The organism is Streptomyces sp. NPDC008139 (assembly GCF_042957025.1).
Lineage (GTDB): Bacteria > Actinomycetota > Actinomycetes > Streptomycetales > Streptomycetaceae > Actinacidiphila.
The window spans coordinates 291,670-317,470 of sequence record NZ_JBIBHM010000010.1; the positions used below are offsets into that span (position 1 = coordinate 291,670).

At 71.9% G+C, this 25,801-nt stretch carries 21 protein-coding genes; 12 read left to right on the top strand and 9 right to left on the bottom strand.

Going from position 1 to position 25,801, the window contains the following annotated elements:
• Nucleotides 1–27: 27 nt before the first annotated feature.
• The 6 genes from ACFZBB_RS23180 to ACFZBB_RS23205 all read right to left on the bottom strand — a co-directional run bounded on the left by ACFZBB_RS23180 (nucleotide 28) and on the right by ACFZBB_RS23205 (nucleotide 8,122).
• The gene (locus ACFZBB_RS23180) at nucleotides 28–753 is read right to left on the bottom strand and encodes a hypothetical protein (protein ID WP_391125455.1); all 726 of its coding nucleotides are present in this window, start codon (nucleotides 751–753) and stop codon (nucleotides 28–30) included.
• Nucleotides 750–1,478: a hypothetical protein gene (locus ACFZBB_RS23185; protein WP_391125458.1), complete on the bottom strand. Its 729-nt coding sequence runs from the start codon at nucleotides 1,476–1,478 to the stop codon at nucleotides 750–752. Before ACFZBB_RS23185 ends, ACFZBB_RS23180 begins: the two co-directional genes overlap by 4 nt.
• Nucleotides 1,479–1,492: 14 nt before the next feature.
• Nucleotides 1,493–2,923 carry a hypothetical protein gene (locus ACFZBB_RS23190; protein WP_391125461.1) on the bottom strand — a complete coding sequence of 477 codons (1,431 nt, stop codon included), beginning with the start codon at nucleotides 2,921–2,923 and terminating at the stop codon, nucleotides 1,493–1,495.
• Nucleotides 2,924–3,045: 122 nt separating this feature from the next.
• Nucleotides 3,046–3,324, bottom strand: a complete 279-nt coding sequence (locus tag ACFZBB_RS23195) for a hypothetical protein (protein WP_355335544.1) — start codon at nucleotides 3,322–3,324, stop codon at nucleotides 3,046–3,048.
• Complete coding sequence (locus ACFZBB_RS23200; RefSeq protein ID WP_391125464.1) at nucleotides 3,324–7,745, bottom strand: FtsK/SpoIIIE domain-containing protein; 4,422 nt, start codon at nucleotides 7,743–7,745, stop codon at nucleotides 3,324–3,326. The genes ACFZBB_RS23195 and ACFZBB_RS23200 overlap by 1 nt, the downstream gene beginning before the upstream one ends.
• 77 nt (nucleotides 7,746–7,822) lie before the next feature.
• Nucleotides 7,823–8,122 (bottom strand): WXG100 family type VII secretion target, encoded by a 300-nt coding sequence (locus ACFZBB_RS23205; RefSeq protein WP_188285763.1) that lies wholly within the window; start codon nucleotides 8,120–8,122, stop codon nucleotides 7,823–7,825.
• A 437-nt stretch (nucleotides 8,123–8,559) separates the two neighbouring features.
• On the opposite strand from ACFZBB_RS23205, the gene ACFZBB_RS23210 reads away from it, so the two are divergent.
• The 6 genes from ACFZBB_RS23210 to ACFZBB_RS23235 all read left to right on the top strand — a co-directional run bounded on the left by ACFZBB_RS23210 (nucleotide 8,560) and on the right by ACFZBB_RS23235 (nucleotide 15,944).
• Complete coding sequence (locus tag ACFZBB_RS23210) at nucleotides 8,560–9,981, top strand: ricin-type beta-trefoil lectin domain protein (protein ID WP_391125467.1); 1,422 nt, start codon at nucleotides 8,560–8,562, stop codon at nucleotides 9,979–9,981.
• Between the two features lie 179 nt (nucleotides 9,982–10,160).
• The gene (locus ACFZBB_RS23215) at nucleotides 10,161–11,132 is read left to right on the top strand and encodes an aldo/keto reductase (RefSeq protein ID WP_391125470.1); all 972 of its coding nucleotides are present in this window, start codon (nucleotides 10,161–10,163) and stop codon (nucleotides 11,130–11,132) included.
• Nucleotides 11,133–11,319: 187 nt separating this feature from the next.
• Nucleotides 11,320–13,134 (top strand): amino acid permease, encoded by a 1,815-nt coding sequence (locus ACFZBB_RS23220; RefSeq protein WP_391125474.1) that lies wholly within the window; start codon nucleotides 11,320–11,322, stop codon nucleotides 13,132–13,134.
• A 105-nt stretch (nucleotides 13,135–13,239) separates the two neighbouring features.
• The gene (locus ACFZBB_RS23225; protein ID WP_391125477.1) at nucleotides 13,240–14,379 is read left to right on the top strand and encodes a cation diffusion facilitator family transporter; all 1,140 of its coding nucleotides are present in this window, start codon (nucleotides 13,240–13,242) and stop codon (nucleotides 14,377–14,379) included.
• 193 nt (nucleotides 14,380–14,572) lie between these two features.
• Nucleotides 14,573–14,971 (top strand): DUF779 domain-containing protein, encoded by a 399-nt coding sequence (locus ACFZBB_RS23230; protein ID WP_391125658.1) that lies wholly within the window; start codon nucleotides 14,573–14,575, stop codon nucleotides 14,969–14,971.
• A 160-nt stretch (nucleotides 14,972–15,131) separates the two neighbouring features.
• Nucleotides 15,132–15,944, top strand: coding sequence for an SAM-dependent methyltransferase (locus ACFZBB_RS23235; RefSeq protein WP_391125480.1), 813 nt, complete (start codon nucleotides 15,132–15,134; stop codon nucleotides 15,942–15,944).
• Between the two features lie 75 nt (nucleotides 15,945–16,019).
• On the opposite strand, the gene ACFZBB_RS23240 is transcribed toward ACFZBB_RS23235, so the two are convergent.
• Nucleotides 16,020–16,922, bottom strand: a complete 903-nt coding sequence (locus tag ACFZBB_RS23240; protein ID WP_355335562.1) for a helix-turn-helix transcriptional regulator — start codon at nucleotides 16,920–16,922, stop codon at nucleotides 16,020–16,022.
• A 162-nt stretch (nucleotides 16,923–17,084) separates the two neighbouring features.
• The gene (locus ACFZBB_RS23245) at nucleotides 17,085–17,321 is read right to left on the bottom strand and encodes a DUF397 domain-containing protein (RefSeq protein ID WP_355335565.1); all 237 of its coding nucleotides are present in this window, start codon (nucleotides 17,319–17,321) and stop codon (nucleotides 17,085–17,087) included.
• Between the two features lie 371 nt (nucleotides 17,322–17,692).
• On the opposite strand from ACFZBB_RS23245, the gene ACFZBB_RS23250 reads away from it, so the two are divergent.
• The 4 genes from ACFZBB_RS23250 to ACFZBB_RS23265 all read left to right on the top strand — a co-directional run bounded on the left by ACFZBB_RS23250 (nucleotide 17,693) and on the right by ACFZBB_RS23265 (nucleotide 22,240).
• Entirely contained in the window at nucleotides 17,693–19,753 is a 2,061-nt protein-coding gene (locus tag ACFZBB_RS23250; RefSeq protein WP_391125483.1) for a GTP-binding protein, read from the top strand.
• A 255-nt stretch (nucleotides 19,754–20,008) separates the two neighbouring features.
• On the top strand, nucleotides 20,009–20,854 hold the full coding sequence (locus tag ACFZBB_RS23255) for an LmeA family phospholipid-binding protein (protein WP_391125485.1): 846 nt from the start codon (nucleotides 20,009–20,011) through the stop codon (nucleotides 20,852–20,854).
• Between the two features lie 141 nt (nucleotides 20,855–20,995).
• Nucleotides 20,996–21,649, top strand: coding sequence for a hypothetical protein (locus tag ACFZBB_RS23260; RefSeq protein WP_391125487.1), 654 nt, complete (start codon nucleotides 20,996–20,998; stop codon nucleotides 21,647–21,649).
• A gap of 96 nt (nucleotides 21,650–21,745) precedes the next feature.
• Entirely contained in the window at nucleotides 21,746–22,240 is a 495-nt protein-coding gene (locus ACFZBB_RS23265) for a DUF1269 domain-containing protein (RefSeq protein ID WP_355335575.1), read from the top strand.
• A gap of 27 nt (nucleotides 22,241–22,267) precedes the next feature.
• Here ACFZBB_RS23265 and ligD read toward each other — a convergent pair whose 3' ends face one another.
• Nucleotides 22,268–23,158 carry a non-homologous end-joining DNA ligase gene (ligD, locus tag ACFZBB_RS23270; protein WP_355335577.1) on the bottom strand — a complete coding sequence of 297 codons (891 nt, stop codon included), beginning with the start codon at nucleotides 23,156–23,158 and terminating at the stop codon, nucleotides 22,268–22,270.
• A 38-nt stretch (nucleotides 23,159–23,196) separates the two neighbouring features.
• Between ligD and ACFZBB_RS23275 the strand changes: the two genes are divergently transcribed.
• Both ACFZBB_RS23275 and ACFZBB_RS23280 read left to right on the top strand, forming a co-directional pair.
• Complete coding sequence (locus ACFZBB_RS23275; RefSeq protein ID WP_391125491.1) at nucleotides 23,197–24,438, top strand: Ku protein; 1,242 nt, start codon at nucleotides 23,197–23,199, stop codon at nucleotides 24,436–24,438.
• A 219-nt stretch (nucleotides 24,439–24,657) separates the two neighbouring features.
• The gene (locus ACFZBB_RS23280) at nucleotides 24,658–25,677 is read left to right on the top strand and encodes a substrate-binding domain-containing protein (protein WP_391125494.1); all 1,020 of its coding nucleotides are present in this window, start codon (nucleotides 24,658–24,660) and stop codon (nucleotides 25,675–25,677) included.
• Nucleotides 25,678–25,801 lie beyond the last annotated feature (124 nt).

Here is a 25,801-nt window from a genome sequence, read left to right on the forward strand (position 1 = left end):
CCGCTTCATACTTTCTTCGCGTTCGGTTCACGCGCCGGAGGCGTCGGCCGACGGCTCGCTCCGCGCGGAGGCCGACGAGCCGGTCGGCTGGTGATCCGGCGCGGGCTGGTCCATCTCGGCCAGTTGGGCCAGCACCTCGTCCTGGGTGGGGACGTCGACGCGGTTCGCCCAGCGCAGAGTCGTGACGATCATGTCGAAGAGCAGCACGACGGCCTGTACGGGTTCCGCGTCGATGTCGCCGTCGGTCAGCACGGTGAAGGTCAGCAGCCCCCAGGTGCCGGGCGCGTCAGGGTTCGAGACGTAGTACGAGACCCGCCAGGACGGCGCCTTGCGGCCGACCCGGCTGCTGTCCACCACCGAGGCGACCCGTACCGCCGGGGCTCCGCCGATCTCCAGATAGGTGCCGTCGGCCCCGGCGTCGGCGAGGAGGGAGGCCAGCAGCTTCTCCGGGTCCTCGGTCTCGTCCTGGCTCTCCAGGACCGTGACCAGCATCGATCCGGGCAGCCGGACACCGCTGAACTCCTGGAGCGGGAGCAGCACCGAGCGGGCGTTCTGCCGCGCGGCCTCCTCCGTCGCCTCCGTCAGCTCCTTGCGCAGCATCCGCCGCCACGGGCCCGCCGAGTCGCGCGGCAGCGAGTCCGGCACATGGTGGCGGATCACCGCGTCGACGGTCCTGCGGCGCAGCGCGGTCGTGTCGGGCGTGGTGGGAATCTGCACCCAGCCGTCGGGGAGTACGAGTTCGAAGTCGATCACCGCTGGCTCCCCTCGGTGGTGGTGGCGAACCCGAGCCTGGCCGGGCCCCCGTCGGCCGGGGGCGCGCAGTCGTGGGCGATCTGCTGCATCAACTGCTCGACACCGGCGCTGATCAGCGCCATCAGCCCCATCTCGAAGACGACGGTGGTCAGTACGACGTCGGAGCTGACGCTCGCGGCGCCGCCGACCGGCGGCACGTCCAGGCGCAACGCGGCTTCGGCGCGTCCGAACGCCGCGCCCTCCGGGGTCCGTCCGAGGGCGAAGACCTGCACTCCGTCGCCGATCGGGGTCGTCACGTAGTCGATCGTCGGCTGCCGGGCGTCGCCGTCACGGCCGGAGGCGCCGACGACCTCCATGAGGTAGTTGGGGTCCTCCTCACGGGGGCGGCGGAATTCCACCACCACCGGGACCGGCGCCCAGCGCGCGCTGCCCTGCACGAACGCCGCCCCCCAGGCGAGTCGGGACCACGGGGGCAGTTGGCCCGCCCGGTGCAGCAGCCATGCGGCGGCGCCCTGCCCCACCATGTCGGACGTGAAGGGGAATTCGACGCCGGCCTCGGCGGGCCAGGCCAGCCGGGCCGCGTCCAGACCCTCGGACGTCCAGTCGGCGAAGAGCGCCACGATGTGCGCGGTCCAGGCCGCGTACTCCTCGTCGTCCGGCCGGATGTCGGGCACCCATTCCCAGTGCCAGGGCAGTCCGTTCGCCGGGGCCGGGTCGTCGCTCATGTCGTCTCCACTGGTCATGAGGCGGCCACACCGGGCGGGTTGACCGCGGGAATCCAGCCGACCAGGCGTCCGCCGGTGTAGATCAGACCGCCCATGCCGAAGGCGCCGTTGAGACCGCCCCAGACGTACCAGAGCGGGGAGATCTTGCCGCCGATGGCCGCCATGACGGCCGACAGGTCACGGAAGCCGCTCAGACCGCCGATGACGCCCGCCCAGTCCTTGGCGAAGTTCAGCGGATCGGTGAACAGCTTTCCCCACATCGCGCCGGCGCCCTTGAACTGGAGTCCCGCCGACTCCCAGAAGCCGAGTTCGGGGGTGATGGCCCCGAACTTGCCCAACAGCCAGTTGGTGGCGGGGTTGTTGAACCAGTCCGACATGTTCGTCCAGCCGGTGGCCGGGTTGATCGGCATGACGAAGTCGCCGGGCACGGTGTTCACCCCGCCGATCACGCTGGGCCCGGTGCGGGTGCCCGCACCCGCCGCGGGACCCATCGGGGTCAGCTCGATCGGCGCGCCCGGACCCCAGTGCAGTTGCGGGGGGTTGGTCGTCACCGGGCGGGGCCGGCCGGCCAACTGGCCGAGCGTCTTGGCCGCGTTGGCCAGGCCCTTGGCGGCCAGCGAGGCGATGGCGCCGATGCCCGCGAGGCCGAGACCGACGGCCCCGAGGATCACGTCGACCAGACTGCCCTTGCCGTGCGCGTACAGCACGATGTTGGCGACCAGGGTGATCGCGCCTGCCACCACTCCGGCGATGATCAGCGCGTTCACACCGGGGATGAGGATCGCGAGGACTCCGAGGATCATGCCGATGATGGCGAAGATCTGGCTGATCTTGGCCATGACGGCGTCGAGCTTGTCCTTCCAGGAGTCGGTCAGGCCGTCGTCGTACTTCTTGCAGTTGACCGCGTCGCCGAAGCGCTTGCCCGCCACGTTCAGCGCGTCCATCGCGTTGGTCAGCCGCGTCTTGGCCGCCGCCAGCTTCCCGTCCGCGTCGGCGTTCGCCTTGTCCTTGTCGGAGCCCTTCTGCTGCTCCTCGGGGGTGGTGGTGCCGTCCGACTGCTTCTGCGGGTCGGGCATCGCGTGCGCCTTGGTCTGGTCGTTCTTGGCCTCTTCGGCGTCGGTACGCGCGGCGGCCGTCTCGTTCAGCCCCTGTTCGAGGTCGGGCTCGTACTTCTTGATCTCCGCGGCGACGTCGTGGTAGCGCACCGCGGCCTTGGTGAGGCTGTCCTTGACGCTGGTCGCCTCGGACCTCAGGCCCTCCACGTACTGGCCCGCCAGGCTGTCGCTGTCGGTGTCGACGATCCGCTGGAGCTTGGTGATCGCGTCGTCGATGGTGTCGGCGATGTGCTGGTAGCGCGTCTGCGCGCCGCTCACCACGTCGAGGTCGGTGTGGATCGGGTCCGAGTGCCGGTCCAGTGGCGACCAGTCGAGGTTTCTGATGGACATGCGGTTCTCCTTGTGACGCTCGTCAGCCGTCCTGGCGCTCAGCCGTGGACCCAGTCATGGCCTCAGCCTTGGGCCCGGCCATGGACCCGGCCATGCACCCAGTCGTGGACCCAGCCATCGGCTCAGCCGTCCTCGAACGAGTCCAGCAACTGCTGGTCCGCCTGCGCCCACGCCTCGTCGACCTTGTTGACCTTGTCGCGCAGGCTCTTCATGGACTTGACCATCGCGTCACGGTGCACGGTCCAGTTGTCGGCGAAGTCGCCCATCGACAGGTTGGCGTTGAGCTGACCCCACAGGCCCTTGTCGTCGTTCTGGAAGTCCAGCGCTCCCTCAAACTGACCGATCAGCTCGCTGAGGTCGCTCGCGAGGCTCTGGAGGTCCTTCACCACGAGGTCCGCCATCACTGCTCCCTGTTGTCGTGTGCGGAGTTGTCGCGTGCGGGCTCGCCGACGGTCGGCGGCAGCGGGATCTGGGCGGGCAGCAGGCTGCCGCTGCCCAGGTGCACCAGGGCCGCGCCCGGTACGACCCTGGCGGCGAGTTGGGAGCGGGACAGCCGCACCCCCACCAGGTCGCCGTCGTTCAAGGTGGGCGGCGACAGCAGGACACCGCGCCGGTTGCGCTTGACCTCGGACTGCCAGCCGGAGAAGCCCATCGCCACCGAGGCGACGTCCCCGCCGAGGACCACGCCCCGCTTGCTTCCCGACGCCTTCTTCACGAACGCCTTCAGCCAGTCGCGGCACGGCAGGTCGCGCCAGGTCTCGGCGTCGTCGACCACGAGGACGACGGGCCCGTCACCGGGGTTCAGCAGATCGGAGAACTGCTGCTCGGTGGGGGCGTCCGCGGTGATGACACCGCGCACCCCGGTCCTGCCCTCGAAGGCCCGCAGAGGTGAGTTCATGGGAGCGCCGATGACGATCTCGACGCCGCCGCGCAGCAGCGATTCGGTCATGACGGTCAGCGCGGTGCTCCGCCCCGACCTGGACGGTCCCGCGACCAGGAAGGTCGGCTGATCACCCATCAGGTCGGCGCCGACGGGTTCGAGGTCGTCGCCCGCGACGCCCACCAGGGCCCACATGGGCTTCGGCGTCTCCTCCACCATCTCCCACGCCTGGTCGAAGGAGAGCTGGGTGGGCAGCACCGCGATCCGGTTGGGGCGGGCCGATTTGGGGACCCCCGCCTCGCGCTCGGTGAGCCGGGCCGCCAGCGCGTGCACGGCGGCGGCCTGCGCGGGGCCCGCCGGGTCGTCCGCCACAAGCCCGACCTGGGTCTCGATCGCGCTGGGCGCGCGGTAGCCGCGGCCCGGCGGCAGATTCTCCGGGATCTTCCGCGAGTTCAGCCCCGCCAGGCCCATGTCGCTGCGGTCGGAGAGCCGCAGCACCAGCTTGTCGTCGCACAGCGAACTCATCCGGCCGCTCAGCAGCATGTGGTCGCCCGCGATGACCAGGTGCACCCCGGCGCTCGCGCCTTCCCGGTGCAGGGTCTGGATCAGATTGGTCAGCGACCCGCTGTCGTACTCGCTGAGGGTGCCCATGAACCCCTCCCAGCGGTCGAGCAGCAGTACGATGTGCGGCAGCCTTTCGGCCTCGGGCCGGGCCGCGCGCTGCTCGGTCACATCGGCGAACCCGCCCTCGCCGAGCAGTCGTTGACGGTTCTGCACTTCGGCGTGCAGCCGCCTGAGCAGCCGGGCGGCGCGGTCGGTCTCCGAGCGCTGCACCACCGCGCCGCAGTGCGGCAGCCGGGTGAGCGGCAGCAGGGCGCCGTTGCCGCAGTCGAGCCCGTACAGGTGCAGGTCGGCGACGGTGGACTGGCTGGCCGCCGCGGCGGCGAAGGTGCGCAGCGCCATGGAGCGGCCCGAGCGGGGCGCGCCGACGATGTGCAGGTGGCCGAAGGTGGCCAGGTCCACCGTCACCGTCTCCTGGCGCTGCCGCATGGGCAGGTCCTGGATGGCCCACGAGAAGGACGGGTCCTGCCGGGAGCCGCGGACCGGGTCGGCCGTCAGGTCGACCACCGCGGACAGCGGCAGCGGCGGCAGCCACGGGCGGCGCTGCGCGGCGATGCCCAGCATGGCGTTGGCCTGTCCGATGGCCGACACCAGGACCGACAGGTCGGTGACCTCGTCGGTCTCGGCGACGGTGCGCGGGCGCTGGGGCGCTGGCAGGCCGAGGTCGAGCCAGGAGACCGGGCGCAGGAAGGGCGCGGCCGTCGCGGCGGTCCTGTCGGCCATGGGACGGCGGCCCCCGACCCGGCCGGTCTGGAACGGGATCAGCGAGCTGTGCCCGAGCCGCGCGTACGCCCGTCCGGGCGTGGCCGTCGTGATGGCCGCGGCCTCCCGGGCGTCGATGACGTCGGTGCTCTCCCCCGCGTCGGTCACCCGCAGGGCGACCCGCAGGTTGGTGTTGGCGCGGATCTCCGCCGACACCACGCCGGACGGGCGCTGCGTCGCCAGGATCAGGTGGATGCCGAGGGAGCGCCCGCGCTGGGCGATGTTGACCAGGCCGGTGACGAAGTCGGGCAGTTCACGCGCCATCGAGGCGAACTCGTCGATGACGATGACCAGTCGGGGAATCGGGGGCAGTTCCGGCCTGCGGCCCGCATAATCGAGATAGTCCTCCAGGTCCTTGGCGCCCGCCGCCGCCAACTGGTGCTCGCGGTGGGTGAGTTCGGCGCTCAGCGAGGTCAGGGCCCGCTCGACGAGATGCGGGTCGAGGTCGGTCACCAGGCCGACGGTGTGGGGCAGGTCGACGCAGTCCTTGAACGCGGCGCCGCCCTTGTAGTCGACCAGGACGAAGGTCATGGCGTCCGGGCGGTTGGCGACGGCCAGCGAGGCCACCAGGCTCTGCAGGAACTCCGACTTGCCCGAGCCCGTGGTGCCCGCCACGAGGCCGTGCGGGCCGTGGTTGACCAGGTCCAGGGCGAACGGCCCGTTGAGCGAGTAGCCGACGACGGCCTTGGTGCCACGGCCGGAGGAACGCCAGCGGGCGGCGATCGCCGCGGGGGTCGGCTCCTCTAGGCCCAGGATCTCCAGCAGCCGCGCGGAGGCGGGCAGCGCGGCGTCGCCCTGGTTCTCGCTGACGTCGCGCAGCGGTGCCAGTCTGCGTCCGGCCGCGGCGTACCAGCTCTCCGGGACCTCGTCGGAGACGATCCCGTCGACCTGCGCGGCGCGCTGTCGGCGCAGGGTGGCCGGGCGCGAGCCGCCGCCGATGACGACGGTCGCGCACTCCTCGGGCAGTGTGCGCTCGTCGGCGTCCACGCAGATGCTGTAGACGCCGACCGCGGGGCCTTCCTGGAGGATCGCCACCACTCCGGGCAGCGCCCGCAGCCGCCGGGCGCCGTCCATCAGCACGACGACGTCGGGGTCCGCGAACGCGGCGCCGACCCCGGCGTTGAGCCGGGCCTGCTGGCGTACGTGGATGAGTTCGCTCAGTTCCGCGACCCGGCGGCCGAGGGTCTCGGCGTCGGCGCCCATCAGGGACAGGGCCTGCTGGCCCAGCAGCGGCCGGGAGTGCGGCAGCCAGGCGGCCCACTCCCACAGGGACTCGCCCGCCGGATCGGTCAGGACGTACAACTGCACGTCGCGGGGGCTCTGGAGGACGGCGAGCTGCCCGGTCAGCCAGCGCGCCATGTGCCGCGGCCAGCCCTCGGGTCCCACGACGCCGACGACTCCGGCCTCCGCGATGGAGAAGGCGGCCGGTACGTCGGGGGCCGCCCGCAGGTCCCGGCCGCGCCGCGTGCCGTCGCCCTGCTCGACGGCGATGGCCGTGGGCAGGTCGGCGATGCCGACCCTGACCAGCAGGTGGTCGGGGTCGGTGCGGCGGCGTTCCCAGAGCCGGGACCGCGGGCCGGTGGCGATGACGAGCAGTTCGGCGGGGTCGGGGCTCGCGGCGCGGCGGTCGCGGCGCTCCTGTTCGAGCGCCGTCGCGATCTCGGCCTCGGTCGCCTCCAACTGGGCGCCGTACTCGGCCACTTGACGGCGGTGGCTGATCCGGCCCTGCCGCCGTCCGGTGAACCAGCTCCCGAGCATCATGACCGGCGACATCGCCGCCATCATCAGGAACATCGGGTTGTGGAACATCACCGCGATGAGGCTGCCGAGGACGGCGGGCAGGGCCGCGGTCAGCCACGGAAGCGCGTTCAGGGAGGGCGGTCTTGGCTGGGACGGCAGCCGGAACACGGTGTGCTGCACGGGGGGAAGCAGCCGGGGAGGGCGGTTGTAGTCGAGGTACTCGCCGTCGGGCGAGGGTTCGACGACCGCGTCGGGGCGCAGCAGGGGGTGCGCCTCCAGGAAGGTCTCCCCGACCAGGAGTTGGGCCGTCTCGGGCCAGGTCACGTCGTGGTCGGGCAGGGCGACGCGGTCGAGCAGCGCGGAGTGCCCGACGGCGCGCACCCGTACCGAGGCGTCGAGGGAGATCCGGACGACGGCGGCCACCGGCGGCCCGCCGCCCACGTCGACCTGGCAGTCGGTGCCCGATCCGACGCGGTACTCGCCCGCGCCGAGGTACCAGATCCGTCCGGCGCCCGCGCCCGCGACGGCCCGGACGGTCACCAGGCCGACAGGCGGGGTCTCGACGGGTCCCGGCCGGTCGAGCCAGAGCACGGTGCCGTCGTGGATGCCGCTGCCGGCCAGGGGCAGCGAGAGGTCGAGCGGCTGGTCGGCGAGGTAGACGGCCGCCTCCGCCGAGCCACCGAGCGTCGGGGGCCGCGACCCGTCGAGACTGTCCAGCAGATTCTTGACGACATCGCGGAGCGGGGTGGTGGGATCGGCGTCCACCGCGACGTCGGCCGACCAGTCGGGGGATCGGGCGATGGTGATCATCATGGGCATGGTTCCCCCCTCGTGGATCGGACGCCCGCACGCCCGGCGCGGGGTGCGGGCGGCGCCGGTGGACCGGCCGCGGCCCGCTACTTCTGGTTGAGCGAGCTGGCGAGCTGGGTGTCCATGTCCTGCATCGCGTCCACGGCCTTGTCGAGCCACTGCGACAACTGGTCCAGCGTCTCCATGGCCTGGTTGGCCGACGTGACGAATTCGGTGTGCACCTCGTCGAACCTGCCGGACGCCTGGTCGGTGACGAACCCCGAGCCGGTGAGGTTGTCGACGATGTTCTTGCACTCGGTGAGCTTCTGGTCGATGTCGGCCTTGTTGTTGCGCATCTTGCTCGCGCTGTCCGACATCTCCTGATACGTGATGTTCAGATTCGTCATCGTGCGTCCCTTCTGACGTTGCCGGGCTTGCCGGTACGCGGCGGCACGCCGGGCCCGGACGCGGTCGATGCTAGGAACGGCTCCGATGCCTGGTCCAGGGCTCGCGGGCGACCTTGGGCCCCTGGGCCCAAGGGGTCGCCGCCGCCCCGCGCCCGGCGTTGACACCCCCCGTGGCGGGCAACCACCGTTCACAGGACACAGCGTGCGCGGCACACCGCGGGCGCGGCGCGACCGTCCTGTGACGACGTGAGTGAACGTGCTGACGGCGTGGGCGGACGCGAGTGAAGACGTGAGTGAAGGAGACACAGGTGACACCCCCGTCCCGATCCGCCGATCGCCTTCCTCGCCGCACCGACTGGAGCGCCCGGCTGCGCCGGTCGCGAAGGTCCGGGCAGCGACCGGGTTCGGCGCCGCGTGCCGATCACGGTCTGTGGACCGTGGACCGGGTCATCCGCGTCCTGGCCACCGCCTGCGACCGCGAGAACCGCGCCGTTCCGGTGGCCCATGTGGTGGTCGTCGGGCCCGAGACCGTCTGGTTCCACCTCAGGACGCCCGATCAACGGCCACCGGCCGGGTGGACCGCGGACCAGGACGGGCGGACCTGGCACGCCCAGTTGCGCTGGCTCCAGAGCGCGAGCGTGGCGGAGTCGCTGCCGGAGCCGTATCCGCGACTGGTCCCGCTCGGCAACACCAGCAAGGGCTTCGTGCTGCTCAACCTCGGCGAGGTCGGCGGGCTCATCGGCCTGGAGGGCGACGCCCGGCAGGCGCGGGCCCTGGCCCACGACTGGGCCCGCGAACTGGCCGCCAGCCCCTGGTCCCGCGAGGTGCGCGTGGTCCGCGTCGGCTTCAAGCCGGTCCCCGGCGCGGCGGCGCCGGCCGAGCCGCAGGACCCGGCCGACACCGACGCGGCGCTGGAGGACGAGGCGGGCGGGGTGCTGCTGCTGGGCGGCTCGCCCGGCGGCCGGGACCGCGAACGCTTCCAGCGGCTGGCCGACGATCCGGACGGCCGGTGGGCGGTCGTCGTCGTCGGCCGCACCGATCAGCCCCGCTGGCGCTTCACCATCGACTCGGCCGGCGTCGTGGACACCGGGCTGCTGGACGAGCGGGTCGCGCACCGGCTCGACCCGGACGCGGAGTTGCCCCCGCCCCGGGAAGGCGACGACATTCCCGTCGGCCGCACGGCCGGGGGGACCGCCGAGCCCGGCCCGCGGACCAAACCCGTCGTCACCCGGGGCCGGGTCGTCGTCGCGTCGGTCGCCGTGCTCTGCCTCGCGGGGGTCGGGCTCGGGCTGGCGCTGCACGGTTCCTCCTCGCCCTCGACCACGGTCGCGCACGCCGCCGACACCACGACGGCGCCCGCGCCGACCACGGCCGGTCCGTCGCCGTCGGCGGCCTCGCCGTCCGGTGCCGCGCCGGGCTCGGCGCCGCCCGCGTCCGCACCGCCCGCGTCCGCGCCGGCCTCGGGACCGGCGTCGGCGGCCAACGCGCCGAAGCCGCCGGGGGCTCCGCTGAAGAACGCGGCGACCGGCAAGTGCCTCACCGCGGGCGCGGGTACGGACGGCACCCCGCTGGCGCTCGCGGCGTGCGACGACAGCCTCGTCCAGCAGTGGCACATCAGCCCCGATGGAACCATCCGCGCCAACGACCTGTGCATGGACGCCGCCTGGGGCGGGACCACCCCCGGCACGGTCATCCAGGTCGCGAATTGCAGCGGCAACGTCGCGCAGAAGTTCTCGCTGCGCGGCAGCACCGTGTACTCCGCTCACGCGGCCCTGTGCCTGAGCGAGGTCGACAACGGCACCGGCGTCCGTCTGGCTCCCTGCGGCGCGGGCGGCCCCGAAGCCTTCAAACGGCCCTGACCCGAACCTCGACCCCTCTCCGACGCCCGGCCGCCGCGATGGCCGGACGGCGGAGAGGGGCCCTGCCACACCCCCGCTGTCGCCCCTCCGCCTGTCCCGGCCTGTCGTGGGCGGGCGGAAAGAGGCAGGCTTGGCCGGACAGGACAAGATCGCCGCCGTCCGCCAGGAGAGAAGAAGCGATGAAGCACATCACCCTGCGTGACCTGGACGTTGCCCGGATCGGCCTGGGCGCGATGGGCATGTCCCACGCCTACACCGGCGCGGGAACCGACGACACGGAGTCGATCCGTGCGCTGCACCGCGCCCTGGAACTGGGCGTCACGTTCATCGACACCGCCGAGGTCTACGGCCCCTACACCAACGAAACGCTCGTCGGCCGCGCACTCAAGGGCCGCCGCGACGAGGTCGTGCTGGCCACGAAGTTCGGGCTGATCTCGCACACCGGCCGCCAGGGCGCGGACAGCACTCCCGCGAACATCCGCGCCGCCGTCGAGGGCTCGCTGTCCCGGCTGGACACCGACCGCATCGACCTGTACTACCAGCACCGGGTCGACCCCGGCACCCCGATCGAGGACACCGTCGGGGCGCTCGCCGAGCTGGTCGCCGAGGGCAAGATCCGGCACATCGGCCTGTCCGAGGCCGGCCCGGAGACCATCCGCCGCGCCCACGCCGTCCACCCGGTCACGGCGGTCCAGTCGGAGTACTCCCTGTTCACCCGCGACCCCGAGGCGCGCGTGCTGCCGGTGCTGCGCGAGCTGAACATCGGCTTCGTGCCCTTCTCGCCCCTCGGGCGCGGCTTCCTGACCGGCGCGATCCGCTCCACCGACCAGTTCGACGCCGACGACTTCCGGGCCGACAACCCCCGGTTCACGAAGGAGAACTTCCAGCACAATCTGCGGCTGGCCGACGAGGTCGCCGCCGTCGGCGCCGAGATCGACGCCCCCTCGGCCCAGGTCGCGCTGGCCTGGCTGCTGGCCCAGGGCGACGACATCGCGCCCATCCCCGGCACCCGGCGCGTCGCCCGCGTCGAGGAGAATTCCGCCGCCGACGCCGTCGAGCTCAGCGCGGAACAGCTCGACAGGCTCAGCAGCCTCCCCCCGGCCGCGGGAGACACCCACAACGAGGCCCAGATGCGCATGATGGAGCGCTGACCCACGCCGCCGCACGACTGACGGGCCGCACGGGAGCGAGCGACACCCGGCCGGGGAGGCGGCACCCGGCCGGGGCCGGCGGCCGCGCGGGCGGTCTACGGCCGCGCCTCGGCCGCCCTTCGCTGACGGTCCGTCAGACTGGGCATGACGCGTCCCCGCGTGTCGTCCCCTGCACCCCGAGGTACCGATGACCTTCGGTCTGGCCCGCCGCGAACTGCGGCCGAGAGTTCCCCTGCGGCCGGGCGAGGGGGACAAGCAACACCTGACCAGCATCGAAGGGCTGGCGGCACTGTCACTGGACGCGCTCAGCTCGGTCGCGTACGGGCCCGAGGCGATCGTGCTGGTCCTGATCGCCGCCGGTTCCGGGGCGCTCAGCGCGACACTGCCGGTGACCCTGGTGATCGCCGGCCTGCTCGCGGTGCTGGTGGTCTCGTACGGGCAGGTCATCGCCGTGCACCCGGACGGCGGTGGCGCGTACGCGGTGGCGAAGAAGGACCTCGGGCAGGGCATCAGTCTGCTCGCCGCCGCGAGCCTCGTCGTCGACTACGTACTCACCGTCGCCGTCAGCCTCGCCGCGGGCGCCGCGAGCCTCGCCTCCTCCTACCCCTCCCTCGCGCCGCATCTGCTGCCGGTGTGTCTGCTCGGGCTCGCCGTGCTCACGGCCGTGAATCTGCGGGGCGTGGCCGAGAGCGCCCGGGTGCTGATGCTGCCGACGGCGCTGTTCATCGCGAGCGTCCTCGGGATCATCGTCTTCGGCCTGGTGCGTTCGCACCCCGTGGCCGTCGTCGGCACTCCCCAACCCGTGCACATCACCGAGTCGTTGGGGCTGCTGCTGCTCCTGAAGGCGTTCTCGGCCGGCTGCTCCTCGCTGACCGGCGTGGAGGCCATCGCCAACGGGGTGCCCGCCTTCCGCAACCCGCGGGTCAGGCGGGCGCAGCGCACCGAGCTGATGCTGGGCGGGCTGCTCGGGCTGATGCTGGTCGGGCTCGCGGTGCTGATCCGCCGCGACCATGTGGCGCCGCGCGGCGACGTGACCGTCCTGGCGCAGCTCACCGCGGGGTCCTTCGGGACCGGCTGGCCGTACGACGCGACGAATCTCGTCGTCACCCTGGCACTGGCGCTGGCCGCCAACACCAGCTTCGGCGGGCTGCCGGTCCTCATGAGCCTGCTGGCCCGCGACCACCGGCTGCCCCACCTGTTCGGTCTGCGCACGGAGCGCCCGGTGTACCGCTGGGGGGTGGGCGCCCTCGCGCTGCTCGCCGCGCTGCTGCTGATCGCCGTGGACGCCGACACCCACCGCATGCTGCCGCTGTTCGCGATCGGCGTGTTCATCGGCTTCACCATCAGTCAGATCGGCCTCGTACGGCACTGGCGCGGGGCGCGTCCCCGCGGCTGGCGTCAGCGCGCGACGCTCAACGGCTTCGGCGCGGTGCTGACGGCGATCGCGGCCGTCGTCCTGCTGGCCGACAAATTCCTCGCCGGGGCCTGGGTGGTGGTGGTCACCGTGCCGCTGCTGATGCTGCTGTTCGCCCGTATCCAGCGCTACTACACCGAGGTCGGCAAGGAGTTGGGGCTCGGTGAGGTGCCGCCGCCGGTCCGGCGCACCGTGTCCCTGGTGATCGTGCCGGTCGGCGAGGTCAGCAGGCTCACCCAGCAGGCGCTGACGGCGGCCCTGAACCTCGGCACCGCCGTCGTCGCCGTCGCCGTGCAGGGCGACCCCGACAAGGCCCGTGCGCTGCGAGAGAGTTGGGACCGCTGGAATCCGGGCGTACGGCTGGACATCGTGGAGAGCCCGCACCGTTCGCTGGTGCAGCCGATCGTCTCCTACGTCGAGCGCGAGGTGGCCAAGGGGCAGCACGTCTCCGTCCTCATCCCCGAGGTGGTACCGCGCCACCGGCGCTACCAGATCCTCCAGAATCAGCGGGGCCTCCTGCTGGCCTCCGCGCTCAGAGCCCGTACCGACGTCGTGGTGTGCACGATTCCGTACCGGCTGAGCCTGTGAGCGGCCCCTGTCGCCCAGCGGGGGCTGTTGCGAGGGCGTCGCAGCTGGTCACAGGTGGTATTTCGGGAGTGGCCGCAAGGGGTTCGGTGTGCCACGGTGTCCGGCATGGCGGGGACTGAGCACACCCACGGCGAGGCGCACGGCGCCGGTCACACACACGACCACGATCACGCCGACGACCACGGCCACGACCGCGCGCACGGCCACGCACGCGCGACGGGCGGTCGTACGCACCCCGGATCGTGGCTGCGGCACCGGCTCGGGCATCTCCTGCGGCCCCATTCGCACGAGGCGGCGGACAGCGTGGACGCGGCGCTGGAGTCGTCGGCGCGCGGGATGCGGGCGCTGTGGGTGTCGCTCGCGGTGCTGGGCGCGACCGCGCTCGTCCAGGCGCTGATCGTCGTGGTGTCCGGGTCGGTGGCGCTGCTGGGCGACACCGTGCACAATGCGGCGGACGCGCTGACGGCCGTGCCGCTGGGCATCGCCTTCGTCCTCGGTCGCCGGGCCGCCGACCGCCGCTATACGTACGGCTACGGGCGGGCCGAGGATCTGGCCGGGGTCGCCGTCCTGCTGGCCATCGCCGCGTCGAGCGCCTTCGCGGCCTGGACGGCGGTGGACCGGCTGCTCGATCCGCGTACGGTCACCCACCTGTGGGCGGTGTCCGGTGCGGCGCTGGCCGGGTGCGTGGGCAACGAGTGGGTGGCCGGATACCGGATCCGCGTCGGGCGCGACATCGGCTCCGCGGCCCTGGTCGCCGACGGCCTGCACGCCCGTACCGACGGCTTCGCCTCCCTCGCGGTCCTGCTCGGCGCCACCGGTACGGCCCTGGGGTGGCGCCTCGCGGACCCGGTCGTGGGGCTGCTGATTACCGTGGCGATCCTGGCGGTGCTGCGGGACGCGGCGCGCGGGGTGTTCCGGCGGCTGATGGACGCCGTCGACCCCGAACTGGTCGACCGGGCCGAGCGGGCGCTCGGCGCGGTGCCGGGGGTGGAGGGGGTCGGGCCGGTCAGGATGCGCTGGATCGGGCACGCGCTGCGGGCCGAGGCCGCGGTCGTGGTCGACCCCGGCCTCAGCGTCGTCGCGGCGCACGCCGTCGCCGTACGGGCCGAGCACGCGCTGCTGCACGCCGTGCCGCGGCTGCGGGCCGCGACCGTCCACATCGACCACGCCCCGGTCGGTGCCCACGTCCACGTCCACGGCGCCGCGGACCCGCACGCGCTCCTCGCCCACCACCAGCCCGTCTGACGCCCGGTGCCGGGCGCGGTCCGGTCCCTGGACGAAAGCCGTCGCAGGCGGGAGGCTGGTACGAGAACGCCGACGCATCCGGCGGTCGGCGGATGGGAGCCCCGTGATGGACGCCACCAGGTCCGATACCGCCCGGCCCGACACGGCCCCGGCCGGCCCCGCCTCGCCCGGACGTCCTGTGGGGCGCGTCGAAATGACCCCGGCCGCCGAAGCGATGGTCGACCAACTGGCCCGGCGGCACGGCCCCCTGATGTTCCATCAGTCCGGCGGCTGCTGCGACGGCAGCTCACCGATGTGCTACCCGCGCGGTGAGTTCCGGGTGGGCGGCGCGGACGTCCTGCTCGGCCGGGTCGCCGGGGACACCCCGTTCTGGATGAGCGCGAGCCAGTACGCGTACTGGAGCCACACCCACCTCACCGTGGACGTCGTGCCCGGCCGCGGCAGCGGCTTCTCACTTGAGGCCCCCGAAGGTGTCCGCTTCCTCCTGCGCTCCCGGCTGATGACGGACGAGGAGGTCGAGCGGATGGAGGCCGAGCCGCCGCTGCCCACCGGGAACACCGTGGACACCAAGGACACCGAGGCCGCGGGCTAGGACCGGGCCGCGCCCGAAGACGGACCGGACCGGAACCGGGCCGCGCCCGGAGTCCCGTCACGCAACCGCCTGGTCTGCGCTCTCGACCGGACGATCACGTCTCCCTAGGATGGAAGTCGTCACCGCAGCTTTCGATCAACGAACCACCGTGAGGGGCCCGATGGAGCACCGGGACGCACCGCTTTCCGACAAGATAGATGTGACGGTGCCCGCTGTGGCACGCATGTACGACTACTTGCTGGACGGGAAGGACAACTACCCGGCCGACCGCGAGGCCACGGAGCAATTACTCCTCCAGGTCCCCAGCATGAAGATCCTGGCCCTGAACAACCGTCAGTTCCTGCGCCGGGTGGTGCGCAGGCTCGCGGAGGACTACGGCATCAAGCAGTTCGTGGACCACGGCTCCGGTCTGCCGACGCAGGACAATGTGCACGAGATCGTGCAGCGCATCAACCCCGACGCCCGCGTGGTGTACGTCGACAACGACCCGATCGTGCTCGCCCACGGCCGCGCGCTGCTCCAGCAGAACGAGAACACCTCGGTGATCCAGGCGGACTTCCGCGACACCGAGAGCATCTGGCAGCACGAAGAGCTGACGCGGCTGATAGACCTCAACGAGCCGGTCGCCGCGCTCTTCGTGTCGGTGCTGCACTGCATCCGCGACACCGACGACCCCGCGGGCGTCGTCCGGCGCGTCGCCGACAAGCTGCCCAAGGGAAGCTTCCTGGTGGTCTGTCAGCTCGTCAGCGACGACCCCGAGACCCGCCGCTTCGTCACCGAGTTCATGGACCAGTCCACCGGCGGCCACTGGGGTGAGGTGCGCAAGCCCAGCGACCTCGCCGGTTTCCTCGAAGGCTACGAGATCATCGAGCCGGGCCTGGTGGAGGTCTCCACCTGGCGCCCCGACAGCGACCTCGGCCTCAAGCAGCCCAGCAAGGAATGGATCGAGTACGGCGGCGTGGCCCGCGTGTAGCAACGCCCAGGACAGAGCTTCGGCCCGCACCCCCGACGAGGGGGATGCGGGCCGGCGTCGTTCTCGCGAGCCGCTCTACTTGTAGCGCTTCAGCGCCTCTTCCAGCAGTACGCGGCTTTCCACCGGCGTCGCCGCCAGCGCGCTCAACTCATCCAGCGCGGCACGGTACTTGTCCAGCTCTTCCAGCCGGTCCAGGTACATCGCGCTCGTCATGTGCTCCAGATAGACCACGTCGGGCAGGAAGCCCTGGGCGAAGCGCAGATACGTGACCGCGGAGCCGGGCGTCGCCGCCGCGCTCGCCGACCAGGAGGCGATCTGGAGCCGCACACCGGGCTGGCGCAGCACCACCAGCAGATACTCCAACTGCTCGCGCATCACCGCGGGGCCGCCGACCGGGCGGTGCAGCACGCCCTCGTCGATCAGCGCCCACAGCACGGGAGCGCCGGGCTCCGCCATCCTGCGCTGGCGCTCCAGCCGCAACTCCACACGCCGCTCGACCTCTTCGGGCGAGGCGAGCCGGTGGCCACTGCGCACGACCGCCTGCGCGTACGAGGGCGTCTGGAGCAGGCCGGGCACGAACTGCGTCTCATACGTACGGATCACGTGGGCGTCGCGCTCCAGACCGATCAGGCCCTGGAGCCAGTCGGGAACGACCTCGCCGTACGGCTGCCACCATTCGGGCTTGGCCGAGCGCTGGACCAGAAAGGCGATCTCCGCCCGTTCCTGCTCCGCGACGCCGTAGAGCGCGAGGAGGTCGTCGACGTCCCTTAACTTGAGGGAGACGTGCGCCGTCTCCATGCGGCTGATCTTCGAGGCGTGGCCACGGATGCGCTCCCCGGCCTGTGCCGGGCTGACCCCGGCGGCCTCGCGCAGGGCACGCAGATAGTTGCCGAGCACACGTGCCAACGCCTTGGCGCCCATGTCCGGGCGGCGCTCCAGCAGTTGCAGCGGTGATACGAGTTGCGGCTGAGCGGACATGCGGGCTCCCGGTAGAAACTGGACGCACGCCAGTATTGCACTGCGGGGCGCGCTGTCGCGCCCCTACCGGAGTCACGAATTCCCGACTTCACGCCGTCGCGCTCAGCCGTCAACCGTTCTTGTCGTCATTCACTCAGACGGACGCGCCTGAGCGTAACCGCCTCACGCGGTGAGGAAGTCGAAGTCCCCGTCCTTGGCGCCACCGATGAAGGCGACCATCTCGTCGTGCGTGTAGACGAGCGCGGGACCGTGCGGGTCACGGGAGTTGCGGAATGCAACGCCGCCATCAGGCAGTTTGGCCGCCTCGACGCAGTTGCCGCTCTGATTGCTCCGCCCGCTCTTGACCCACTCGACACCCGGGATCTCGTCCGCCCGCACTCCGTTGTCGAACTGCTTCATCCGGCACCACTCCTCTGTGAGTTGTACTCGATCGCTCGCAGTCACAAGCATGCCCGCGACCGCAACTGCGGATGCAATTCCAGATGCAATTGCATCCAAAGTCGTCTCGCTGATGATACTGACAACGGAGGTGTGATCGAGACTCCTGAGCCCCACCAGTACGTGAAGAAACGGCGGAGGCCGAGGCACGGACGCCCTCGTACGCGGACAAAACCGGTTGTCCGTCGCGTACGGCTCTGCTGTACTCCCGACGACAGTCCAACGGCCCCGTACGACCGGACCGGCCGACCGTACCCAGGAGATGATCATGCGCGGAACTTCAGTCCCCACCCAGACGGCAACTCCCACCGATCTAGAGGACTTGAAGCTTCTTGCGTACGTTGAACCTGGGCATCCTGGCGCACGTCGACGCCGGTAAGACCAGCCTGACCGAGCGGCTGCTGTTCGCCGCCGGAGTCATCGACGAGGTCGGCAGCGTCGACGACGGCAGCACGCGGACCGACACCCTGGCGCTGGAGCGCCGACGCGGCATCACCATCAAATCGGCCGTCGTCTCCTTCGAGGTCGACGACGTCACCGTCAATCTCATCGACACCCCCGGCCACCCGGACTTCATCGCCGAGGTGGAGCGAGTGCTGAGCGTGCTCGACGGCGCGGTGCTGGTGATCTCCGCGGTCGAGGGCGTGCAGGCGCAGACCCGCGTCCTGATGCGGACGCTGCGACGACTGCGCATCCCTGTCCTGATCTTCGTCAACAAGACCGACCGCCGCGGCGCCCGCTGCGACGAGGTGCTCCGGAGCGTCCGGGGCAAGCTCGCGCCAACCGCCTTCCCGATGGGCCGGGTTGAGGAATCCGGCACGCGGGGCGCGCGCAGCGTCCCGTTCACCGACGCCGACCAGGACTTCGTCGCCGGTCTGGCCGACCTGCTCGCCGAGCACGACGACGCGTTCCTCGCCGACTACGTGGCCGACGAGTCCGCGGTCTCGTACGACCGGGTGCGCGCCGAGTTGGCGGCGCAGACCACGCGCGGACAGGTGCATCCGGTCTTCTTCGGTTCCGCGATCACCGGCGCGGGCGTCGACGCGCTCACGGCCGGTCTCACCGAACTGCTGCCCGCGGCGACGGGTGACGCCCACGGCCCGGTCTCGGGGCGGGCGTTCAAGATCGAGCGCGGCCCGTCCGGTGAACGGACCGCGTACGTACGGCTGTTCTCCGGGACGGTACGCACGCGGGACCGGCTGCCGTTCGGCCCGGACTCCGCGGTGAGCAGCGAAAAGGGCCACGGGGACAACGGGGCCGCGTCGGCCGGCGAGGCCAAGATCACCGGCATCAGCGTCTTCGAGCGGGGCGCCGCCGTGCCCGCCGCATCCGTCTCGGCCGGGCGGATCGCGCTGCTCAAGGGCCTGGCCGACATCAGGATCGGTGACACGGTCGGCGATCCGGGCGCCGCTCCCCCGGACGGCCGGCACTTCTCGCCTCCGACGCTGGAGACGGTGGTCGTCCCCACCCGCGCGGGCGACAGGGGGACGCTGCATGTGGCGCTCGCCCAACTCGCCGAGCAGGACCCGCTGATCAATCTGCGGCTGGACGGAGTGCGGCAGGAGATCTCGGTCTCGCTCTACGGCGAGGTGCAGAAGGAGGTCGTCCAGGCCACGCTGGCCGACGAGTTCGGGGTCGATGTCACCTTCCGCGAGACCACGACGATCTGTGTCGAGCGCGTGGTGGGCTCCGGGGAGGCCGTCGAGTTCAACAAGAAGGACGCCAATCCGTTCCTCGCGACGGTCGGGCTGCGCGTCGAGCCCGCGCCGCCGGGATCAGGGGTGGCGTTCCGCCTCGGGGTCGAACTCGGCTCCATGCCCTACTCGTTCTTCAAGGCCGTCGAGGAGACCGTGCGCGAGACGCTGCGCCAGGGCGTCCACGGCTGGGAGGTGATCGACTGCGTCGTGACGATGACGCACTCCGGCTACTCGCCCCGGCAGAGCCACGCGCACGCCGTGTTCGACAAGAGCATGTCCAGTACGTCGGGCGACTTCCGCAATCTGACGCCGCTGGTGCTGATGGACGCGCTGCGCGGGGCCGGGACCAGGGTGCACGAGCCGATGCACCTCTTCCGGCTCGACGTCCCCGCCGACACCTTCGGCGCGCTGCTGCCCGTCCTGTCCCGGCTCCGCGCCGTACCGCGCGCGCCCGAGCCGCAGGGCGACTCGTACGTCCTGGAAGGCATGGTCCCGGCCGCGCGGGTGCACGAACTGGAGCAGTCGCTGCCGACGCTCACGCACGGCGAGGGCGTGCTGGAGTCGGCCTTCGACCACTACGAGCCGGTGGTCGGCGCGGTGCCGGAGCGGCCGCGGTCCGACCTCAACCCGCTGAACCGCAAGGACTACCTGTTGCAGGTGCAGCGCCGGACGAGCGCGGGCCGGGAGGAGGCATGAGGCGTGTCCCGGGTGCGGCGGGGCGCGGGACGGGAACGGCGGCGGGTCATGACCGCGGGCGCGCCCGCGACGGCCCGGCAGGCGACGCCGACGGTTCGAACGGGCCCGTAGGCTGAGACCGGCGGGGCCGCCGACCGGCAGGCGCGGCACGGTGGATCGGCCACGGGTCCGGCCCGGCCGCCGCCCGCACCCGCACCCGCACCCGCACCCGCACCCGCACCCGCACCCGCACCATCGGATCGGACACCGCGCATCGTGAAGCCCCGCCCGGCACGTCGTACCGCCACGGCCGATTCCGCGTCGGAACGTACCCCCGGACGTACGGCGGCGGACGGCGCGGAGCCCGGCGCGGAAGCCGGCGCCGGCCGGCGGTCGGCGCCGCGCCGCAGGCCGCTCGTCGTCACGGCCGCCGTGGCCGCGCTCCTCGCCGGCACCGCGACCGCCGTCGACCTGGCCGTCGAGCACACCGCGCGCGGCCGTATCGCCGAGGCGGTGGCCTGCCGCCTGAAGCCCACCGGGCCGGTGACCGCGGAGCTGACCAGCGCCTTCGCCGGGCTCCGGGTGCTCACGGGGAATCTCGGCAGCGCGCACATCGCCGCCGAGGGTGTGCGCAGGGGCGACACCGAGGTGAATGTGGCGGTCGACCTGCACGACGTGTCGACCGACGGTACGACCAGCGGCGGTACGGCGACCGCGACCATCGCCTACGCCGAGTTGCAGAAGCGGCTGGCCGCGCGGGACGGCAGGGTCGCGGGGCTGACCGTGGGCGGCGACGGCGGCGGGCTGGTACTCACCGGCAGCATCGGCGGTCTGCGCGTGCCGATCACCGTGCACACCCGCGTCACGACAGGGAAGGACAGTCTCACGGTCACCCCGACCACCGTCCGCGTGCTCGGCCGGGACGTCGCCGTCGCCGATCTGGCGTCGATGCACGGCGGCGGCGGTCTGGCCGGGCGCCTGGGCCCGCGCACCGTGGCGCTCCCCGAACTGCCGGACGGCGTACGGCTGACCGGCGCGCGCACCGACGGTACGGGGCTCGCGCTCTCCCTGGAGCTCGCGCGGGGCGCGGCGGGCAAGGACAAGGACGCCTCCTGCGCGTGAGCGCCTCGGTGCTCAGTGCGCCGGCGCCTCCGCGCCTCGACGCCGGGTGGGACCGCGTCCCCGCGAGCCGCCCACGACACGTACCCCGCGCGCGGAAAATCCCTCGCGGGGCGGCCGGGTCCGCGCGGTACGGTGCCTGGCATGCCGGAAACCGCTGACCACACGACCGGGCCCGTCACGGCCGACGATCTCGACCGCTCGGTCCAACTCGCCGTCGCCGCCCTGCGCGAGGCGCCCGCGTCGGCGTGGGAGGACCGCAAGGCCGGGTCGCTGGAGTGGGACTGTTGGGAGACGGTGGAGCACCTGGCCGACGACCTGTTCGCGTACGCGGCCCAACTGGGCCCGAGGCAGCCCCCGTTGAGCACGGACGTGCCCTTCTCCTGGTCGCCGCGCCGGCCGGGCGGCCCGCCCAACGCCATCCACGCCGACCGGAAGGCGGGCCCGGAGGGCCTGTTGCAGGTGCTGGAGGCGACCGGCGCGCTGCTGGTGGCCATGACGCGTACGGCGTCGCCCGAGGTCCGCGCCCACCACAGCTACGGCGTCTCCGACCCCGAGGGTTTCGCCGCGATGGGCATCGTGGAGACCCTGGTCCACACCTACGACCTGGCGGCCGGGCTCGACCTCGCCTGGAATCCGCCCGCCGATGTGTGCGCGAGGGTGCTGGCCCGGCTGTTCCCGCACGTCCCGCTGACCGCGGACCCCTGGTCCACCCTGCTGTGGGCCACCGGCCGGATCGACCTCCCCGACCACCCGCGCGTCACGTCCTGGCGCTGGTACGGCGCGCCCCGGCCGTAGCCCGCGCCCCGTACGCGGCGGCGCGCCTCCCCCTGCCCGAACTCCGAAACGGACATATCGTGCATCCTGTCGCCCCACGCCACTAGGAGGCCCGTGATGTCCGAACTCATCGTGATCGGTTACGAGGACCCGACCGTCGCCAAAGACGCCTACACCGCCGTGCAGAATCTCCAGAACGACTACGTGGTCAATCTGACCGGTCTTGCCATCGTCTCGGTGGACGAGGAGGGCAAGACGCACGTGGACACCCCGAGCAAGATCGTCGGCGTGTCCGCCGCGTCGGGCGCGCTGTGGGGCATGGTCTTCGGCATCCTCTTCCTCGTCCCCGGCCTGGGCCTGCTCATGGGCGCCGCGATGGGCGGGCTGCTCGGCAAGCTGGGCAAGTCCGGGATCGACGACCAGTTCCGCGGCCAGGTGCAGGCGCTGCTCACGCCGGGCACGACCGCGGTCGTGATCATGGCCTCGAAGATCACCGAGGACAAGTTCGCCGACGCCATGCAGGCCTACGGCGGCACGCTGCTCAAGACCTCGCTCTCGGACGAGGACGAGGAGGAGCTGTCGGAGCACCTGGCGGGCGCCCAGCAGAAGTGACACCGCCCCGCGCGGCCCCGCCTCCGTTCAGTGCGGCGGCAGCGGGGCCGCGCGGGCGGGGTCGAGGAGCGGCGCGAGCAGGTCGCCCTCGACGCTGAGCCGCGCGGGCAGGTCGGCCAGGGTGAAGGTGAGGTCGTCCGGGGTGTGCGCGGCGGCGATCTCCGGCCAGGACAGCGGCGCGGAGACGGTCGGCGTCGGGCGGGCGCGGACGGTGTACGGGGCCGCGGTGGTCTTGTTCCCCGAATTCTGCGACCAGTCGATGAAGACCCGGCCGGAGCGCGCGGCCTTCGTCATTCGGGAGATCACCCGGTCCGGGTGCCGGGCCTCCAGCTCCTGCGCGACCCGTTTGGCGTAGGCGGTCGCCGTCGCCGGGGTCGCGTCGCGCAGCGCGGCGAGCAGGTGCAGGCCCTTGGAGCCGCTGGTCTTGGCCCAGATCTCGATGCCGTCCTCGGCGAGCCGTTCCCTGAGCAGCAGTGCCACCCGGCAGCAGTCCACGACCGTGCAGCCGTCGCCGGGGTCGAGGTCGAGGACCAGCCGGTCGGCGACGCCGGGCTCGTCGGCGCGCCACTGCGGGGTGTGCAGTTCCACGCAGGCCAGATTGGCCGCCCACATCAGCGTCGGCAGGTCGTTGACCTGGACCTGCTCCATGAATTCGCCGCTGCGCCTGACGGACTGCGAGACGGTCACCCAGTCGGGCGTACCGGCGGGCGGCCGTTTCTGGAAGAAACGCTTGCCGTCCACACCGTCCGGGGTGCGGACGAAGCTGACCGGACGGCCGCTGACGTACGGCAGCAGGCCGGTGGCGACGCTCGCGTAGTAGTGCAGCAGCTCGCCCTTGGTGGTGCCGGTCTCCGGCCAGAGCACCCGTTCGAGGTGGCTGACCTTGATCCGACGACCCTCGACTTCCGTGATCGGCATATCATAAAGGTCCCATAGCCTGACAAAAAGGACTCGCTATGCGCAGTGTCTGGTCGGGGAATCTGGCCTTCGGGCTGGTTTCCATACCCGTGAAGCTCGGTTCCGCCGTGTCCAGCCACAAGATCAGCTTCCGGCAGGTCCACCTCACCGACCAGGGCCGGGTGCGGTACCAGAAGACTTGTGAGCTGGACGAGGAGGTCCTGACCGCCGCCGACATCGGCCGCGCGTACGAGACGCCGGACGAGCAGCTGGTCGAGATCACCGACGCGGACCTCAGGGCGCTGCCGCTGCCGACCGCGAAGACCATCGAGGTGAGCGGTTTCCTCGACGCGGCCTCTGTCGACGCGATGCAGCTCGACACCCCGTACTTCCTGACCCCCGCCTCCCCCGCCGCGAACAAGCCGTATGTGCTGATGCGGGAGGCGCTGGCACGCGCGGGCAAGGCCGCGGTCGGCAAATTCGCCATGCGCAACTCCGAGCATCTGGCGCTGATCCGCGCCCACGACGACGTCCTGCTGCTCCAGACCCTGCGCTGGCCCGACGAGTTGAACTCCCCCGCGGAGGCCGCCCCCAAGGGCAGTGTCAGCATCAGCGATTCGGAGCTGAAGCTCGCCGACACCCTCATCTCGGCACTCGGCGAGGCGGATCTGACGAGCTATCACGACGAGTACGCGCAGGCCGTGGAGGCGCTGGTCACCGCGAAGCTGGAGGGTTCCGAGCTTCCGGCGGCCGAACAGGCGGGACCGGGCAAGGTGGTCGACCTGATGGCCGCGCTGCGCGCGTCGGTGGAACAGGCGAAGGGCGGGCGCGGCGAGGGCGCGGGGTCGGGCACCTCGGGTGCCTCCGGTGCTTCCGGCGCTTCCGGCGCTTCCGGCGCTTCCGGTGCCTCCGGCGCTTCCGGCGCATCCGGCGCATCCGGCGCTTCCGCTACGGACGAGGCGGCGGACGGCGACGACCGCAGCGGGCACGCCAGCGTCACCGAGCTGAAGTCGTCCCGCAGGTCCGGCGCGAAGAAGGCGGCGGCCGGGAAGAAGGCGACCGCCTCGAAGTCGAGCGGTACGCGATCGGGCGGCGCGGGGTCGAGCGGTACGAGGTCGAGCGGTACGAGGTCGGCCGGGGCGAAGTCCGCGAGCGCCAAGTCGGCGGGGACGAAGTCGACGGCGTCGAAGACGGCCGCCGCGAAGGGCGGCACCTCGAAGGCGGGCGCGCGGAAGACCGCGGCCACGAAGAAGACCGCCGCCGCGAAGAAGACGGCCGCCTCCCGACGGAAGGCGGGCTGATCCGCCGCCGGGACCCGAACCCCGTCCCCGGTCGACCCCTGATCCGCCCGTCCGTCCGCGAGGCGCTCCCGTACCCGGCCTCCCGCGCGGCCCCGCGCGCCTCGGTACAGCCTCGCTCCCCCTCCCTCCCCTGCCCGCATGATCTTCCTCTGCGCATGTCGCGTCATTTTCTTGCGTTACTGATCTTTGTTTTTGCGTACCATCCTGTAGATTGCCTCTGTGACGAAACGACTCTCCCAAGTGGCCAGGTTCGCGGGTGTCAGCGAGGCGACGGTCAGCCGTGTTCTGAACGGCAGCCCTGACGTGGCGCAGTCGACGCGGGACGCCGTGCTCACCGCACTGGACGTCTTCGGGTTCGAGCGGCCCGCGCGGATGCGCAGCGCGCGGGCGCCGCTGGTCGGCCTTGTCGTCCCTGACCTGCAAAATCCCATCTTCCCCGCGTTCACCGAGGCGCTGGCGGGGGCGCTGAACAAGCGGGGGCTGATCCCGGTGCTGTGCACCAGGACCGCGGACGGCGTCTCGGAGGCGCACTACATCCAGATGCTGCTGGAGCAGAACATCGAGGGGATCATCTTCGTCGGCGCGAGCTACGCGGACGCCGGCCCGGAGCACGGGCGGGACCTGCGCGAGCGCCAGGTGCCCATCGTGCTGATCAACGCGGCGGACGAGAACCGGCAGATATCCCAGGTCTCGGTGGACGACGCGGCAGCCTCCGAGCAGGCGCTGACGCATCTGACGGGGCTGGGCCACGAGCGGATCGGCCTGGTGCTCGGACCGGTGGGGCATGTCCCCTCGGCCCGCAAACTCGCAGGTTACGCGGCCTTCTGGGAGCAGCGGGGGCTGTCGCCTGCGGACTGGCGGCCACTGGTGGCGCACGCGATGTTCTCGATGGAGGGCGGGGCGACGGCGATGCCCCGGCTGTTCGCGGAGGGGGTCACCGCGGTGGTGTGCGCGAGTGACGCGCTCGCACTCGGCGCGATCCGGGCGGCCCGGCGGCACGGGATGAAAGTCCCGGACGATCTGTCGGTGATCGGTTTCGACGACTCGCTGTACATGGTGGCGACCGATCCGCCGCTGACCACCTCGCGCCAGCCGGTGCAGGCGATGGCCGCTGCGGCCATCGCGTCGCTCGTCACACAGATCGACGGCCACGCGGTCACCGACGAGGTGATGCTCTTCGAACCGGAGCTGATCGTGCGCGGCTCCACCCGGATGCGCAAGGTCGTGAAAAGCCTCTGACCTGCACAGTCGTCCGTAGGGCGACGGCATTCCGACTCCGCGTGAGGGCGGGGCACCAGGACCGGTTCACGGTCCCGGCGCCCCGCCCTCCGCTTATGCGCTCGCGCCCTCGGCCGGTCCGGCG